This is a genomic window from Pseudonocardia xinjiangensis, from assembly GCF_050948425.1.
In the GTDB taxonomy this organism is placed as follows: Bacteria; Actinomycetota; Actinomycetes; order Mycobacteriales; family Pseudonocardiaceae; genus Pseudonocardia; species Pseudonocardia xinjiangensis.
The window spans coordinates 1251555-1267354 of sequence record NZ_CP192009.1 but is presented as its reverse complement, the minus strand read 5'-3'; the positions used below and the strand labels follow the sequence as shown (position 1 = coordinate 1267354).

Annotated in this window: 17 protein-coding genes and 1 pseudogene; 13 read left to right on the top strand and 5 right to left on the bottom strand. The window is 72.1% G+C overall.

Features of this window, described 5'->3' with window-relative positions:
* Window positions 1-11: 11 nt before the first annotated feature.
* A complete protein-coding gene (boxB, locus tag ACQPZA_RS06110) occupies window positions 12-1424 on the top strand; it encodes a benzoyl-CoA 2,3-epoxidase subunit BoxB (RefSeq protein ID WP_169394714.1) in 1413 nt (470 codons plus the stop codon).
* A gap of 84 nt (window positions 1425-1508) precedes the next feature.
* Here boxB and ACQPZA_RS06105 read toward each other — a convergent pair whose 3' ends face one another.
* The gene (locus ACQPZA_RS06105) at window positions 1509-1940 is read right to left on the bottom strand and encodes a VOC family protein (RefSeq protein ID WP_433279140.1); all 432 of its coding nucleotides are present in this window, start codon (window positions 1938-1940) and stop codon (window positions 1509-1511) included.
* A 214-nt stretch (window positions 1941-2154) separates the two neighbouring features.
* Here ACQPZA_RS06105 and ACQPZA_RS06100 point away from each other — a divergent pair, with 214 nt between their 5' ends.
* The 4 genes and pseudogenes from ACQPZA_RS06100 to ACQPZA_RS06085 form a co-directional block, all read left to right on the top strand.
* Window positions 2155-2688 (top strand): RNA polymerase sigma factor, encoded by a 534-nt coding sequence (locus ACQPZA_RS06100; RefSeq protein WP_433279138.1) that lies wholly within the window; start codon window positions 2155-2157, stop codon window positions 2686-2688.
* Window positions 2685-3182 (top strand): hypothetical protein, encoded by a 498-nt coding sequence (locus ACQPZA_RS06095; RefSeq protein ID WP_433279136.1) that lies wholly within the window; start codon window positions 2685-2687, stop codon window positions 3180-3182. The genes ACQPZA_RS06100 and ACQPZA_RS06095 overlap by 4 nt, the downstream gene beginning before the upstream one ends.
* A 47-nt stretch (window positions 3183-3229) precedes the next feature.
* A complete protein-coding gene (locus ACQPZA_RS06090; protein ID WP_433279134.1) occupies window positions 3230-3367 on the top strand; it encodes a hypothetical protein in 138 nt (45 codons plus the stop codon).
* Between the two features lie 112 nt (window positions 3368-3479).
* Window positions 3480-3791: pseudogene (locus tag ACQPZA_RS06085) on the top strand (hypothetical protein); the annotation flags it as partial.
* Window positions 3792-3810: 19 nt separating this feature from the next.
* Here ACQPZA_RS06085 and ACQPZA_RS06080 read toward each other — a convergent pair.
* Window positions 3811-5379 (bottom strand): alpha/beta hydrolase, encoded by a 1569-nt coding sequence (locus ACQPZA_RS06080; protein WP_433279132.1) that lies wholly within the window; start codon window positions 5377-5379, stop codon window positions 3811-3813.
* A 279-nt stretch (window positions 5380-5658) separates the two neighbouring features.
* A complete protein-coding gene (locus tag ACQPZA_RS06075; RefSeq protein WP_433282693.1) occupies window positions 5659-6411 on the bottom strand; it encodes a D-2-hydroxyacid dehydrogenase in 753 nt (250 codons plus the stop codon).
* 424 nt (window positions 6412-6835) lie between these two features.
* Between ACQPZA_RS06075 and ACQPZA_RS06070 the strand changes: the two genes are divergently transcribed.
* The 6 genes from ACQPZA_RS06070 (at window position 6836) to ACQPZA_RS06045 (ending at window position 13453) form a co-directional block, all read left to right on the top strand.
* Entirely contained in the window at window positions 6836-7897 is a 1062-nt protein-coding gene (locus ACQPZA_RS06070; RefSeq protein WP_433279130.1) for an alpha/beta fold hydrolase, read from the top strand.
* A 101-nt stretch (window positions 7898-7998) separates the two neighbouring features.
* Complete coding sequence (locus ACQPZA_RS06065) at window positions 7999-8532, top strand: RNA polymerase sigma factor (protein WP_433279128.1); 534 nt, start codon at window positions 7999-8001, stop codon at window positions 8530-8532.
* On the top strand, window positions 8529-9857 hold the full coding sequence (locus ACQPZA_RS06060) for a VOC family protein (protein ID WP_433279126.1): 1329 nt from the start codon (window positions 8529-8531) through the stop codon (window positions 9855-9857). The genes ACQPZA_RS06065 and ACQPZA_RS06060 overlap by 4 nt, the downstream gene beginning before the upstream one ends.
* 155 nt (window positions 9858-10012) lie before the next feature.
* The gene (locus tag ACQPZA_RS06055; protein ID WP_169394705.1) at window positions 10013-10378 is read left to right on the top strand and encodes a metalloregulator ArsR/SmtB family transcription factor; all 366 of its coding nucleotides are present in this window, start codon (window positions 10013-10015) and stop codon (window positions 10376-10378) included.
* Window positions 10378-11799 (top strand): ABC transporter substrate-binding protein, encoded by a 1422-nt coding sequence (locus tag ACQPZA_RS06050; protein ID WP_433279124.1) that lies wholly within the window; start codon window positions 10378-10380, stop codon window positions 11797-11799. The genes ACQPZA_RS06055 and ACQPZA_RS06050 overlap by 1 nt, the downstream gene beginning before the upstream one ends.
* Window positions 11800-11905: 106 nt before the next feature.
* The gene (locus ACQPZA_RS06045; protein ID WP_433279122.1) at window positions 11906-13453 is read left to right on the top strand and encodes an amidase; all 1548 of its coding nucleotides are present in this window, start codon (window positions 11906-11908) and stop codon (window positions 13451-13453) included.
* Window positions 13454-13517: 64 nt separating this feature from the next.
* On the opposite strand, the gene ACQPZA_RS06040 is transcribed toward ACQPZA_RS06045, so the two are convergent.
* Both ACQPZA_RS06040 and ACQPZA_RS06035 read right to left on the bottom strand, forming a co-directional pair.
* Window positions 13518-13712 (bottom strand): hypothetical protein, encoded by a 195-nt coding sequence (locus tag ACQPZA_RS06040; RefSeq protein WP_433279120.1) that lies wholly within the window; start codon window positions 13710-13712, stop codon window positions 13518-13520.
* Between the two features lie 56 nt (window positions 13713-13768).
* On the bottom strand, window positions 13769-14242 hold the full coding sequence (locus tag ACQPZA_RS06035) for a GNAT family N-acetyltransferase (protein ID WP_433279118.1): 474 nt from the start codon (window positions 14240-14242) through the stop codon (window positions 13769-13771).
* Window positions 14243-14304: 62 nt separating this feature from the next.
* Between ACQPZA_RS06035 and ACQPZA_RS06030 the strand changes: the two genes are divergently transcribed.
* Both ACQPZA_RS06030 and ACQPZA_RS06025 read left to right on the top strand, forming a co-directional pair.
* Window positions 14305-14931 carry a class I SAM-dependent methyltransferase gene (locus tag ACQPZA_RS06030; protein WP_433282691.1) on the top strand — a complete coding sequence of 209 codons (627 nt, stop codon included), beginning with the start codon at window positions 14305-14307 and terminating at the stop codon, window positions 14929-14931.
* A gap of 10 nt (window positions 14932-14941) precedes the next feature.
* Window positions 14942-15769 carry an MOSC domain-containing protein gene (locus ACQPZA_RS06025; RefSeq protein WP_433279116.1) on the top strand — a complete coding sequence of 276 codons (828 nt, stop codon included), beginning with the start codon at window positions 14942-14944 and terminating at the stop codon, window positions 15767-15769.
* The last annotated feature ends 31 nt before the right edge of the window (window positions 15770-15800 follow it).

The window sequence follows — 15800 nt, the reverse complement described above, 5'->3', positions numbered from 1 at the left end:
CAGAGCGAATCATGTCAATCGACTACTCCGAGAAGATCCCGAACAACGTCGATCTGGCCGGTGACCGCAAGCTCCAGCGCGCGCTGGAGAGCTGGCAGCCCAACTTCCTCACCTGGTGGAAGACGATGGGGCCGGCCGTCCCGACCGAGGACGTCTACCTGCGCACGGCGGTCGCCGTCGGCCGGGAGGGGTGGGCGCACTTCGACCACGTCGCGATGGAGGAGTACCGCTGGGGCGTGTTCCTCGCCGAGCGCAACGCCGACCGGCGCATCGCGTTCGGGGAGCAGAAGGGCCAGCCGGTCTGGCAGCAGGTCCCCGGCGAGTACCGCGCCGACCTGCAGCGCCTCATCGTCATCCAGGGCGACACCGAGCCCGCGTCGGTCGAGCAGCAGCGCAGGCTCGGCGAGACCGCGCCGTCGCTGTACGACCTGCGCAACCTCTTCCAGGTCAACGTGGAGGAGGGCCGCCACCTCTGGGCGATGGTCTACCTGCTGCACGCCTACTTCGGGCGCAACGGGCGCGAGGAGGCCGAGGCACTGCTGCAGCGCAACTCCGGCGACCTCGACAGCCCCCGGATCCTCGGGGCGTTCAACGAGGAGACCCCGGACTGGCTGTCGTTCTTCATGTTCACCTACTTCACCGACCGCGACGGGAAGTACCAGCTCGGCACGCTCAAGGAGTCGGCATTCGACCCGCTGAGCCGCACCTGCGAGTTCATGCTCAAGGAGGAGGCGCACCACATGTTCGTCGGCACCACGGGTGTCGACCGCGTGGTGGCCCGCAGCGCCGAACTGATGCGCGAGCACGACACCGAGGACATCGCCCCGCACGGCGGCATCCCGCTCGACGTGATCCAGAAGTACATCAACTTCCACTACTCGGTGTCGCTGGACCTGTTCGGCTCCGAGCAGTCCACCAACGCCGCCAACTACTTCACCGCGGGCCTCAAGGGGCGCTGGCAGGAGGAGCGGCGCAAGGACGACCACGTCCTCACCGAGGACGCGGCGCGGATCGAGCTCGTGCGCGACGGCGAGCTCACCACCGACGAGGTCCCGGCACTGCTGGCACTGAACAACGACCTGCGCACGGAGTACGTCTCCGACTGCCAGAGCGGGCTCAAGCGCTGGAACCGGGTGCTCGAGCAGGGCGGCATCGACGCGCGCCTGTACCTCCCGCACGTCGGCTTCAACCGGGACGTCGGCCTGTTCTCCGACCACCACATCACGCCGAAGGGCGACCTCGTCGGCCCCGACGTCTGGGAGGCCAACCGCGACCGGTGGCTGCCCACCGAGGCCGACAAGACCCACGTCCGATCCCTGATGCGGCCGGTCTACGAGCCCGGCAGGATCGCCGGCTGGATCGCCCCGCCGTCCCACGGGATCAACGACAAGCCCTTCGAGTACGAGTACGTGCACTTCCCCTGACCCACCTCGTTGCAGCCCTCGTTGCAGCAAAGCCACTTTCATGCCATCTGGTTGCGTGAAAGTGGCTTTGCTGCAATCCGGGGGCTACAGGGGCGCCGTCAGCTCCAGGTGGACGCCGTCCGGGTCGCTGAACGACAGGATCGAGATCCCGAAGTCGCTGAGGTCCTTGACCGAGCCGTGCGGGATACCGCGCTCCTCCAGCCGGTCCGCGGCGTCGGTCAGCGCCTCGCGGGAGGGCACGGTGAAGCTCAGATGGTCGAGCCCGACCCGCTCGGCGACGAACCGGTCGGTGCCCGATGCCACGGGCCGCAGCCCGAACAGCATCCCGTGGGCCCGGAACACGACACCGCCGTAGAGCCGGCTCGGATCCCGCAGCACCGCGGGATCGTCCGGGCTACCGTCCGACTTCGCGACCACCTCGAAACCGAGCACCTCGGAGTAGAACTCCTGCGAGCGCTCCAGGTCGGTGACGGTGAGCCGGAGATGGTGGATACCGGCGGTGTCGATCAGTCCCATCACTCCAGTGTCCGCCTGCCCGGCACGGGGCCGGGCCGAGCGGCGTGTGGGGCCGGGTACACCTGGGCGCACCCAGGGCCTGTCTGAAGTCGTGATCAAGGGGTGAGATTCCTCTTACGACCGGCGTTTCGACCGCATGCTCAGGATTCCGTGAACCTTTCCGCCCGGAATGCCGACTGCCTGTGTGACGGACGGTGCAGAGCAGGGAGGTGTGGTGGGCAACGACGGGTTGCTGGTGGTGCGCTGCCAGCTTGGGGAGCGGGAGGCGTTCCGCGAACTGGTGGCCATGTGGCATCCCGTGCTGTGGCGCTATGTCCGAGGCATGGTCGGCTCTCCGCATCTCGCGGACGATCTTGCTCAGGAGGCGTGGGTCGCTGTGGTGCGCGGCCTGCCGCGGCTGCGGCAGCCGGAGCGGTTCGCCCCCTGGCTGTTCACCATCGCCCGGCGCACAGTCACTGACCATCTGCGGCAAACGTACAAGGCTCCGGAGACGGCCATGGAGGAAGCCACGACTGTCGTCGCCGACGACGAGCTCAGCGGCGTGCTCACCACGATGCAGATCGAGGCAGGTCTTGCTGCTCTGCCGCCCTTGGAGCGCGAGGTGCTGATCCTCCTCCACCTGGAGGACCTGCCACTAGCTTCCTGCGCGGAGGTACTTGGCGTACCGGCCGGCACGGTCAAGAGCAGGCTGCACCGCGCCCGGCGCATGCTGCGCAACCTCCTTGCCGAGAAGGGATACGAGGCATGAGCGAGCAGAGCCGCGCAGCGCAGCGGGATGTGCCCGAGCAACTGGAGCGCGCGCTGGCCACAGAGGTGTCACTGCGGTCCAGGCTGCGCCACGTGGCAGTGGGCCTGGCCGGGGGATGCGGCGCGGCCATGATCGCGGTGCTGTGGGCCACCGAGCCGAATGCTCTGCCGACGCGTACCCAGGCCGTCTACGCCGGACTGATCGCCATCGGGCTGGCCTGGGCCGTCTTCGCCGGCTGGGTGCTGAGCAGGCGTCGGCCGCTGTTCGCCCGGGACCGGGTGCTGTCTGCCCGGATCGCACTGGCGGCGACCGTGGTGACCGCCCTGGCCGGGGTGGCGCTGGCTGCAGTCCGCGGCAGTACCACCGACCTGGTGGCCACCGTCGCGGGCGGAGTCGTCTTCACCGCCGCCGCGATGCTCACCCTGGCACGGGCGCGGCGCCGCCGACGCGAACTACTGCGACTGCGGGATGCCCTGCGACAAGACGCCCCCTGAACAGCCGAATTCATCTAAAGATCACCCAGATCATCAGGGAGACAGACATGGACAACAAGACTCCTCCGATCGGCCCGCTGGCCCTCGCGCTCCGCCTCCACGGTGGAAGCAAGCGCACCGTCCTGGTCGTCGCGGCCCTGGCCTGTACCGCCCTGCTGATCGGCGTCGGCCTGCTCCTGACCTGAGCTTGCGACCCGAGCCGAGGTTCCGCCGCTGAGACCTCGGTGACACGCCCAAGAATTCAGTGACGCAGGGCAGCTGACAGAGGACGGGGATGGCTCTCCCGCCACCGGGCACCCGAGCGGAACTTCCAGATCACGCCCTCGAACTGCTCCCGCAGATGCTCCGGATACGGGCCGGACGTGCCTATCGGCAGGAACGGCTCGAAGGCCGACCAGGTCGCCAACCGCAAGAAGAAGGGGAGTGCCGGAGGCCGCCCGGTCGGCCACGACGCCGCGCTCCACAAAGATCGCAACACTGTCGAGTGCCTGATCAACAAGCTGAAAGCCGTGGCGCGGCATCGCGACCCGCTAGGACAAAACACCCAAGAGCTACCTCGCCGGCCTCCATTTGCGAGGAGCAGTGATCTGGATGCGCAGCCTCCAATGATCACGACTTCAGACAGGCCCTAGGCCGGGCCCGCCGCCACCAGCGCCGTCGGGGTCGGCTGCGGGAGCGGGTCGCACTGCGCGTCGGAACCGTCTCCCGGCACGCGCTTGGGCAGCGTGCCCTTGCCGAGATAGTCCGCGACGTGGCCGTCCACGCACTGGTCACCCGAGAGCGACGCCGCGTGCGTGGTGCCCCCCACCCCCTCGACAAGCGCGGAGTTCGGGAACAGCCGGCGGGCCTGGAGGCTGCCCTCGAACGGCGTGGCACCGTCGAGCGTCTCGTCGATCAGCAACAGGCTCTTCACCTTGCTGCCGTCGACCTGCACCGGCTTGGCCGGCTTCGCGGGCCAGAAGGCGCACGGCGCGTTGTACCAGGCGTTGGCCCAGGTCTCGAAGGGCGCCTGCACGGCGACCTTCGCGTTGTCCTCGCGCCACTGGTTCCAGTCGGTGGGCCACTGCGTGTCGGTGCACTGCACGGCGAGGTAGACGGCGTAGTTGTTGTCGTCGGTCGTCGACGCCGACCCGCTGTAGACGGTCTTGAGCCCAGCGGCGTCACCGCCGTTGACCCACTGGGAGAAGGCACTCGCGACGTTCTCCCAGTTGCGGACGTCGTAGCCGGCACCGAGGAAGAGGTCGGTCAGCTCGGACGGGCCGATCAGGCCGCCGGCCGGCTTCTGGCGCAGCTTCTCCTTCTGGCTGTAGAAGAGCTTCTCGACGTCCTCGCCGCTGTTGCCCAGCCGGTAGATGCCGTCGTTCTTGGCGATCCAGTCGAAGAAGATCTGGATGTTGCGCTCGAACGCGACGTCCTGCTGGAGGTTGGCCTGGTACCAGACGTTCCGCTCGTCGACCACGCTGTCGAGCACCATCCGCCGCACCCGGTCCGGGAACAGCGTGGCGTACACCTGGCCGAGATAGGTGCCGTAGGAGAAGCCGTAGTAGTTGATCTGGTCGGCACCGAGCGCCTTCCGGATGCTCTCCATGTCGTCGGCGGAGTCGACGGTGGTGATGTGGTTGAGGAGATCGCCGTTCTTCGCGCCGCACGCCTTCGCGTAGGACTCGGCCCGTTTCAGCCAGGCGGCCTCGCTGCCGGGGGTGTCCGGGTCGTAGTCCGGGCGGTTGTAGCCGGCGTAGTCGGGGACGCAGCTGAGTGCGGGCTGGCTCGACCCCACACCGCGCGGATCGAACCCGACCCAGTCGTAGCTCGCGCCGACGTTGTCCGGCACCGCGGAGCCGAGGAGGGAGAGCCCGAACCCGGAGCCGCCCGGGCCGCCGGGGTTGACCAGCATGACGCCCTGGTACTGGGCCTGCGGGGTGGTGTGCTTCACCATCGACACCGCGAGCTTGATCTTCGTCTGCTGGGGTGCCGAGTAGTCGAGCGGCACCTCGACGAACCCGCACTGCGCCGAGACGGCCTGCAGCTGCGCCGCGGAGCAGGGACCCCACGCCACGGGCGGAGGCGTGTAGTCGGGCTCGGGATCGGCGACGGGCGCGACCTCCGCCGCAGGAACCGCTATGGCCGTGCCCGCGAGACCGGGATGCGCAGTGGGCGCAATGACCGCGCCGACCAGCACGAGGCCGGCAGCCGCCATGACCGTCACGATTCTGCGCACGCATGCCCCCCAGTTCCGCCCGAGAACGAACGGAAAGCCCCTCAGACGAGTGACTTGTCACTCTGCGCTATCACCACGCAAACCTCAATCGGGAGGACGACTGCACGGGGGTGTTCAGCGCCACGTCGCGCACGGGTCTCCCGTCCGAGGCCCGACAACGGGGACAAACCGCCGGTCAGAGGGGCCGAGACGACGCACAGGGGGTACGCGGCCGGGGCCGGAGTGCTCACGGCGGCCCTCGGCCGGGCCCGGGAGCGGCTAGTAGAACTCGACGGTGTTGACGACGTTGCGCAGCGGCCGCCCGTCGAGCAGCCGGCCGGCGTTCTCGGCGAAGAGCTCGGCGATGCGGCGGTCCTCGGCCGGCGTCAGAGTGGCGGTGTGCGGGCTGATCAGTACGTTGGGCAGGTCCCACAGCGGGCTCGCCGGGTCGAGGGGCTCGGCGGCGAACACGTCGAGCGCCGCGAAGCCGATGCGCCCGTCGCCCAGTGCCTCGACCAGCGCCTCTTCGTCGATCACCGTGCCCCGCCCGACGTTGACCAGCGTGGTGCCGGGCCGGACGGCGGCGAGCACCTCGGCGCTCACCAGCTTCTCCGTGGCGGCCGTGCCTGGCAGGGTGACGACGACGGCGTCGACCCGCGGGACGACGGCGGCGAGCTCGTCGGGGTGCACCAGCTCGTCGACGCCGTCGACGGGTTCGCCTCGCCGGCTCGTGCCGATCACCGTGGCGCCCAGCGCCGCGAGCACTCTGGCCACCTCGCTGCCGATCCCGCCGAGCCCGACCACCAGCACGGTCTGCTCGCGCAGCTGACCCATCGGCCAGCGGTCCCACTGGCGCGCGGCCTTGTCGGCGAGCAGCTTCGGCAGGTTCTTCGCCCCGGCCAGCAACCCGAGGAGAGCGAACTCCGTGAGCGGGGCCGCGTGGACCCCCGCCGACGTCGTGAACGTGACGCGGTCGAGCTGCTCCTGAGTGAGGCCGGCCGCCTTCACGTGGGCACCACCTCCGGCGGCCATCGTCTGCACCCACCGCAGGCCGGGGTTGGCCTCGACGGCCCGGCGCAGCTCGGCGGGCTTGTCGTCCGGGATCCCGTAGAGCGCCTCCGCCTCGGCCAGCATCTTCTCGAAGCGCTCCTGCTGCTCCGAGGTGCGGACGAACGACGGGTCGCCGGAGTGGTCGGCCGGGTACCGGACGGGCGGCAGCAGCTCCTGGTCGCGCACCAGCTCGATGCGCGGTTCCCGCTGCTCGATCAGCCCGCACAGCTCCTCGCTCAGGGGTGTCGCCACCGCGACCCGGAGCCGATCCTGCACCTGCCACCTCCCGTTCTCGCACCACCGCGGTCGTCCACGGCAGTGGGCACAAGCCTGACACGACCGGCTGCCCTCCCCGCCGGCCGCTCCCGACCTTGCCGGGGCGGTCGGGACCGACGAGCATCCGGTCATGACCATGTCCCCGGTGCCGCTGCTCCCCGGCGTCCGTTCCGCGAGCGTCGACACCGACCGCATCCGGATGCACTACCTGGAGTCGGGCCCGGCCGATGCCGCGCCGATCCTCATGGTGCACGGCAACCTCTCCACCGGCCGTTTCTTCGAGCACCTGATGCCGGAGCTGCCGCAGTACCGCGTCATCGCCCCGGACATGCGCGGCTTCGGCGACTCCGAACCCGCTCCGGTGGACGCCACCCGTGGCCTCGGCGACTGGGCGGACGACCTCGCCGCGCTCACCCGCGCCCTGCGGATCGACCGGCCCCCGCATCTCGTGGGCTGGTCGACGGCGGGCGCGGCGATCGCCCGGTACGCGATGGACCGGCCGGTCGCGTCGCTGACGTTCCTCGACCCTGTGCCGCCCTACGGCTACGGGGGTGTCCGCGCCGACGGCACACCGTGCTTCCCCGACTTCGCCGGGTCCGGCGGCGGCACCGTCGAGCGGGAGATCGTGCGGCGCATCGCCGCGGGCGACGACTCGGCCGAGAGCCCCTTCTCCATCCGCAACGTGCTGAACACCTTCTACTTCGCCCCGACCCACCGGGAGCCGCCGGAACGCGAGGACCTGCTCGTCGCGGAGATCCTGAAGACCGTCACCGGGGACGCCAACTACCCGGGCGACTCCACCGCCTCGCCGAACTGGCCGGGCATGGCGCCGGGCACGTCCGGTCTCATCAACGCTCTGTCGCCGAAGTACTGCGACTGGACGGGCATCGTCGACCTCGACCCCAAACCGCCCGTCCTGTGGACGCACGGCAGCGCCGACCTCGTGGTGGCCGACGGATCGCCGCTGGAGCTGGGCACCCTCGGCGCGTCGGGGGCCGTCCCGGGATGGCCCGGACCGGACGTGTTCCCCCCGCAGCCGATGGTGACCCAGATCCGGGAGGTGCTGGAGCGCTACGCGGACGCGGGCGGCGTGGTGCGGACCGAGATCTTCGACGGCGCGGGGCACGGCCCCCACCTCGACTCCCGGGAGAAGTGGCTGGCGGTGTTCGCCGAGTTCCTCACGTCCGTCTGACCCGCGAGTCGCCCGTTCTGCGCACGCGAGTCGCCTCTTCTTGCTGCTCCGATGGGGTGAAACGCCGTCGGAGAACCGGCGCTCCGGCCGATGTATGAGGTGTGCAGGAGAGCAGCGGGAGGACCCGGCCGGACGCCGGTTCCGCGCTGCTCGATCTGTACGACGAGGCGCTCCCCGAGGTCTACGGGTATCTGCTCGCCCGCTGCGGCTGGCAGGCCCTCGCCGAGGACCTGACGGCCGAGACGTTCCTGAGCGCCGTCGCCGCCTGCCTCGGCGACCGGCCCCCCACGCCCAGCACGCCATGGCTCGTGGGCATCGCCCGGCACAAGCTCGCGGACCACTGGCGCGCGGCCGAACGCGAGCAACGGAACCTGCGCTCCGTCGACGGCGGACCGACGCCGGTGGACGACCCGTGGGACGAACGGCTCGACTCGATGCTCGCGCACGAAGTGCTGGACGCGCAGTCCGGCACCCATCGCGCCGTGCTGACCCTGCGCTACCTCGACGGGCTGCCGGTGCCGGAGGTCGCACAGGTGCTGGGACGCAGCGTGCACGCCACCGAGGCGCTGCTCGTCAGGGCCCGGACGGCGTTCCGCCGCAGCTACTCCATCCGCGGGGAGGGCGGCCCGCGATGACCGACGCCTTCGACGCCCTCCGCATCCCCGACGCCCCGGCCACCCCCGACCCGGAGTTCGCCGACGGCCTGCGCGTCCGCGTCGAGCGCGCGGTGCTGGACCGGCCGGACGACAACGTGACCGCCACCGGGGCGACCATCGCCGAGCCGGCCACCCCCGAGCCTGCCTCCACCACCGACACCACCGTCGGCGACGCCACGACCGACGCCACGACCGGCACCACGACGGCCGCCGCGGTCCTGCCGCTGCACACCGTCACCCCCTACCTCGCGGTGTCGGATGCGCGCGCCGCCGTGGAGTTCTACATCGGCGCGTTCGGGGCGGCGCGCCGCGGCGAGCCGGTCCTGATGCCGGACGGCCGCATCGGCCACGTCGAGGTCGTGCTCGGCGACAGCGTGCTGATGATGGCCGACGAGTTCCCGGAGCTGGATCTGCTGGCCCCGGTGACCCGCGGTGGTTCCACCCAGTCGCTGCGCCTCGAGGTCACCGACCCCGACGCGGTGGTCGATCGTGCGCTCGCGGCCGGTGGCGTGCTGGAGCGTCCTGTCACCGACTCGCCCTACGGCCGCGGCGGCGTCGTGCTCGACCCGTTCGGGCACCGGTGGATGGTGTCGCGGGAACCGGCGAGACCGCGCACCGGCGACATCGTCCACGCCTCGCTGTGGACGGTCGACGTCGAGCGAGCCGAACGCTTCTACGCCGCCGTACTCGGCTGGACGGTGGAGCCGGGCTCCGGGCCGCAGGACCGCCGGGTGACGAACGCGGGCGCCCGGCTGGGGCTGTCCGGCGGCCACGACCGGAGCACGCTCATGCTCTGCTTCGCCGTGCCCGACGTGGACGCCGCCGTCGCGGTGGTCCGCGCGGCGGGCGGCACGGCGGGCGAACCGGCCGACCAGCCCCCCGGCCGCGTCGCGGACTGCGTCGACGACCTCGGGGTGCCCTTCGCGCTCCGGAGCGGGCCGCCCGGACCCGTGCCCGGGTCGGACGACGCGATCGCCCATCTCGTGCTCCGGGTGCCCGACGCCGGCCGGGCCAGGGCCTTCTACGGCACGGTCCTCGGCTGGGGGTTCGTGCCCGCCCGCGTCGCCAACGGGTGGAACGTCCGCACGGCGGCGGGTGAGCCGCGGCCCCGCACGTCGATCTGGGGCGGGCGGTCCGAACCCGCCGTGGTGGTGCCGTCGTTCGCCGTCCCGGATCTCGCCGCCGCGGTGCAGGCCGTCCGGGCCGCTGGCGGCACCGGCACCGAACCCGAGCGGCGCCCGTTCGGGAGGGCGGCCGAGTGCACCGACGACCAGGGCGGCCGGTTCCAGCTCGTCGAACGCTGAGAGACCACCGACGACCGGCTCAGCCGCCGCCGGAGGAGGTCACCGGGACCCGATCGGGCTACTCTCATCCCGCGGGGCCGACGGACGCTTGCTCCTCGGCACCGGATCAGGCGACCGCTCAGGGGGTGCGGCAGTGGCCAGGGGGGACGACCGAGATGGGTGCTGACGCGGCGTTCGACGCCCTCGCGGATCCGGTTCGCCGCGAGATCCTGACGCTCTTGGCCCAGCGCGACGAGTGCAGCGCGGGCGAGCTGTCCGAGCACATCAACCGGGTGGGACGCACCGCCGTGTCCAGCCACCTCCGCGTGCTGCGCACCGCGGGCCTCATCACCGAGCGCCGCACCGGCCGCTTCCGCTACTACTCCGTGGACGCCACCGGCCCCGCGCAGGAAGTGATCCAGCTGCTCCAGGAGCTGTTCCAGGGGTCGCTCGACGCCACCAAGGCCGCCGCGGAACAGGGCGCGGCGAACGACGCCGGCACCGGTACCGCCGCTGACGGGCCCGTTCGCAGAGCCATGTGATGAGCCGGCTCGCCCTCACGGCCGAACAGCACGTCGACGCACCGCCCGAGGCGGTGTTCGCCCTGTTCGGCGCGGGCACGGGCGCGGGATGGGTCTTCGACGCCGTGTGCGACCGGGTCGGGGTGGGCGCGGTCGTCACGTTGAACGCGCCGATGTTCGGCGCGGCCTCCGGGCCCGTGGAGATCCTCGGCCGGATCTCCGCCGTCCGCTCGCCGTCGCGCATCGAGATCCGGCACGACCAGCCGTGGCGGGGCCGCCTGCGCGTGCACATCGACCCGAACGGCGGCGGCACCAGGGTGCGCCTGATCGCCGACCTCGATGACGCCGGTCTGCACTGGCTGATGCGCCGCCGCGGCTTCCCCGTGCCCGACGGGCCCGTGGCGGGCACCCATCCGGTGGGCCTCCTGACGAGCAAGTCCGGCTCCGCCAGCGTGTTCGCCTCGGCCACCGAGAACCTCGCGGCCATGGCCGTCGAGGAGATCAACGCCGACGGCGGCATCGACGGCAGACCGATGCGGCTCATGGTCGGGGACGACGCCACCGACCCCCGGCTCGGCACCATCGAGGCATGGCGGCTGGTGCACGCGGGCTGCCGGGTGATCATGGCGAGCACGACGTCGGCCACCTTCTCCCGCGCCGCGCACGAGCTGCGCGACTCCGGCGTGCTGATGGTGCAGCCGGTCATGAACGAGGGTGGCCTCGACGGCGGCCTGCGGGTCCAGCTCGGGGAACGCCCCGAGCACCAGCTGCGTGCCGCGGCGGCCCCGATGATGCAGATGGCGGGCGGGAGGCGCTGGTTCCTCGCCGGCAACGACTACGTGTGGCCGCGCGCGGTGCACACGACCGCGCGGCGGGTGCTGGCCGACGACGGCGGCACCGTGGTGGGGGAGAACTTCGCGCCGCTGGGCACCCGCGACTTCGCGCCGCTGATCGAGAGCGTCCTGCAGTCGGGGGCGGACGTCGTCCTGTCTTCCTTCGTGGGCGCCGACCTCGTGCACTTCGAGCGGCAGTGCCACGCGATGGGTGTCCGCGACCGGTGCCGGTCGCTCGCCCTCGCCCTCGACGAGCCCACCCGCGAGCGCATCGGCGACGACGCCGCGGCCGGGATGTGGGGCGTCTCCGGCTACTTCGAACAGCTCCCCGGCCCCGTCAACGAGGCGTTCCTGCAGCGCTACCGCACCACGTTCGGGCAGTTCGCGCCGCCGGTCTCGAGCATCTCCGAGTCGGTGTACGAGGCGATGCACCGCTACGCGGCGGCCGTCCGCCGGGCGGGCGCCGACCACCTCGGCGCCACGGCGCGCGAGCTGCGCAACAGCCGGGAGGACTTCCCGCGCGGCGAGGCCGCCGTGGGCCAGGAGCCGCAGCGCATGTTCCTGGCCGAGGCCACGACCGGTGGCTTCCTCGTGGACCTCCCGCGGTGACGGTCGGCTGCCCGACCCCCGCCCTGATCAACGTGCCAACTGTCGTAGACATGTCGATCTCCCGCTCGTTACGGTGCGTGGGCCACCGACCGCGAGGAGACACACGATGCCCGTTGAGCCCCCTGACCAGTCGGAGATCGCCGAGGTGGCCGTCGGCTACGGCCTGGCCCTGACCGACGCCGACGTCGAGTCGTTCGCCCCGCTGGTACACGGGGTGCTCGCGTCGTGGGACGCCGTCGAGGCGCTCCACGCGCAGGTGGAGCCCGTCGCGCCCGACCGGGCGTGGGCGCGGCCCGAGGCCGCGGACAACCCGCTGAACGCCTGGTACGTCACCTGCAACATCACCGAGAGCAGCGAGGGCCCGCTCGCCGGCCGCACCGTGGCGGTCAAGGACAACACCGCAGTGGCCGGCGTGCCGATGATGAACGGCTCCACCACCCTGGAGGGCTTCGTCCCGTCCCGGGACGCCACGATCGTGTCCCGGATGCTCGCCGCCGGCGCCACGATCGCCGGCAAGGCCGTCTGCGAGGACCTCTGCTTCTCCGGTGGCTCACACACCTCGCGCACCGGCCCGGTGCGCAACCCGTGGGACACCAGCCGGTCGTCGGGCGGGTCGTCCAGCGGAAGTGCCGCACTCGTCGCGTCCGGTGTGGTCGACTTCGCCACGGGGGGCGACCAGGGCGGCTCCATCCGCATGCCCGCCTCCTTCAGCGGGATCGTCGGGCACAAGCCCACCCACGGTCTGGTGCCCTACACCGGCGCGTTCCCGATCGAGCAGACGATCGACCACGTCGGCCCCATGACCCGCACGGTGGCCGACGCCGCGCTGCTGCTCGGCGTCATCGCCGGACCCGACGGACACGACCCGCGCCAGCCGGGTGACCTCGTCGTCCAGGACTACGTCGCGGCACTCTCCCGGTCCGCCGAGGGGTTGCGGGTCGGCGTGGTCGGCGAGGGCTTCGGCCACCCGGGCTCCGACCCCGACGTGGACGACGCGGTGCGCGCGGCGGCCGAGACGCTGCGCGAGGCCGGCCTCACCGTCGAGGACGTCTCGATCCCCTGGCACCTGCACGGCCTGAAGATCTGGGACGTCATCTCCATCGAGGGCGCCACGGCACAGATGGTGGACGGCAACGGCTACGGCCTGAACTGGCAGGGCCGCTACGACCCCGAGCTCATCGAGTTCTACGGCAACAAGTGGCGTGCGGACGGCAGCCAGTTCTCCGAGACCGTCAAGCTCGTGCTGCTCTCCGGCCGCTACGCGCTCGACCGCTACCGGGGCAAGCACTACGCCATGGCGCGCAACCTGGCCCCCCGGCTGCGAGCGGCCTACGACGAGGCTCTGGCCCGCTACGACGTGCTGGTCATGCCCACCACGCCGATCCAGGCCTCGCTCATCCCGGCCGAGGACGCCCCGCGCGAGGAGCAGATCGTGCGGGCGCTGGAGATGGTGACGAACTGCGCGCCGCTGGACGTCTCGGGGCACCCGGCGTGCAGCGTGCCCGCCGGGCAGGCCAACGGCCTCCCGACCGGGATGATGATCATCGGGAAGCGGTTCGACGACGCCACCGTGCTGCGCGTGGCCCACACCTTCGAGCAGGCGGTCGGGGGATTCCCCGCGCCGCAGGCCGCAGCGGTGGCCGGCGCGAGCTGACGAGCTACGGCATGCTCGCCCGCCCCCTACCGGGCGAGCATGCCGTTCCCCCGGCGCCGGTAGCTCAGCTGCGGGCGACCCGGGCCGCGCCGGGCCCCTGCAGGTCGGGCTCCGCGGGTTCCTCCGCGTCCGCAGGGCGCGGCAGCGGTACCGCGGCGAGCAGCGGAAGCTGACCGTCCTCGGCGGTGGTGGGGCGCCGGACATGGGCCATCACCCAACCGGTGGCCCGCGCGTGCCCGTGGACGAACGACACGGTCATCACCTCCCTGCCCCAGTGGAGCACGAGGCACCGACAGGACCCCCGACCGGACCGGCCTACCCGAGCGTGCGGGCCATGCAGAGGCTCAGCGGCGAGTCGGCGTACTCCCCGAAGCACTCGATCTCGACGTACCCGGCGTGCCGATAGAGCCCGACGGCGTCGACCTGTCGCGCACCGGTCTCCAGCACCACCCGGTCGGCGAACAGCGCCGCCGCCTCCGCCTCGAGCGCAGCCAGCAGTGCCCGGCCGACCCCGCGGCCGCGTGCCTGCGGCCGGACGTACATCCGCTTGATCTCGCCGACGCCGGGCTCGCGCAGCCGCACGGCTCCGCAGCCGAGCAGGTGGCCCGTCGTGTCGTCGACCGCGACGAGGAGCACCCCGTGGCCCGGCGCCACCTCGGCCGGGTCGAGCCGGTCGTGGACCGCACCCTCCTCCGGGTACATGTCGTGCAACTCGGCGTCGAGCTCACCGATCAGCTCGCGGACCGCGGGCTCGTCGAGGGTGACGGTCTCGATCCGTACGGACGACATCGGCGCAGGATATCGGGCGACCATGATCCCGAGGGTCACCTACGATCCCGGCGGTGACCGAGATGGCCGCCGCCTTCGACGCTTCCGCCCCCACCTACGACGACGACCTGCACCACGTCACGATCGCCGACCAGCTGGTGCGCGGCCTGCAGCCGGATCCCCCACCGGCCCTGGTCGTCGACGTGGCGACCGGCACCGGGTTCGCCGCGTTCGCCGCCGTGGCCCTGCTCGATGCGCGCCGCGTGGTGGGCGTGGACGTCTCACGGGGCATGCTCGAACGGGCGCGGGCCAAGGCCGGGCGCGACGATCCCGACGGCCGGATCGAGTGGCGGCACGCACCGGCGGTGCCGCTCGATCTCGGTGACGGCGCGGCCGACGTCGTGCTCTGCGCCTCGGCGCTGCACCTCATCGGCCGGGACGCGGTGCGCGAGTGGCGGCGCGTGCTGCGCCCCGGCGGACAGGTGGCGTTCAGCGTGCCGATGGCGGCCGACTTCCACCCGTCACCCGAGTTCCGCCGCCTGGTCGAGAGCCACCTGACCATCCCCGCCGACGAGCGGGCCGCGGCCGGGATCGCGGCCGAGGCCGGGTTCGTCGCGGCGCGCACCCAGATCACCGCACCGGCCGCGGGCGAGCGCACCCGGCGGTCGTTCCTCGTGTGGGCGCAGGTCCCGGTGGCTGGGCGACGGTAGCGTGGTCGGGGTGGCCAGGGTCGCGTCGCTACTGCACTATCCGATCAAGGGCTGTGCCGGCACGGCGGCGTGCGAGTCCGCCCTGACCGCCGCCGGGCTCGCCCACGACCGGTCCTTCATGATCGTCGACGCCGACGGCGTCTTCCGCTCGCAGCGGCGGGATCCGCGCCTCGCCCAGATCCGGCCGGAGGTCGACGGCGACCTCGACCTGCTCACGCTCCGCGCCCCCGGCATGGACGCGCTGCCCGTCGAGGTGCGCACCGAGGGGCCGCGCAACGCGGTCGATCTGTTCGGCGTGCCCTACGCGGGCATCGACCAGGGCGAGCGGGCCGCCGAGTGGTTGACGGCGCTGCTCGCTGCCCCGAGCCGGCTGGTGCGGGTGCCGCCCGACCACGACCGCGTGACCGGCGGGGAGACCCCGGGCACGGCGGGCTACGCCGACAGCTCCGCACTGCTCATGACCAGCCTCGCGTCCCTGGACCTGCTGCACGCGCGGCTCGTCGAGCAGGGTGGGGAGCCGGTGCCGATGAACAGGTTCCGGCCCAACATCGTGGTCGACGGGTGGGACGAGCCGCACACCGAGGATCGGGCCCGCCAGGTCGCGATCGGGGACGCGCTGCTCGGCTACGCCAAGCTCGCCGTCCGGTGCGCCGTCACGACGGTGGACCAGGAGACCGGAGTCCGGGTGGGCCCGGAGCCGCTGCGCACGCTGGCCGGCTACCGCCGCGCCGAGGGGGGCGGGGTGACCTTCGGCGCGAAGTTCGCCGTGCTGCGGCCGGGCAAGCTCTCGGTGGGTGACGAGGTGCTCGTCGAGCGCTGGGCGCAAGCGGAGCCCTAGCGCCGACGGCCCTGCCGGCGCCTGTCGCGGT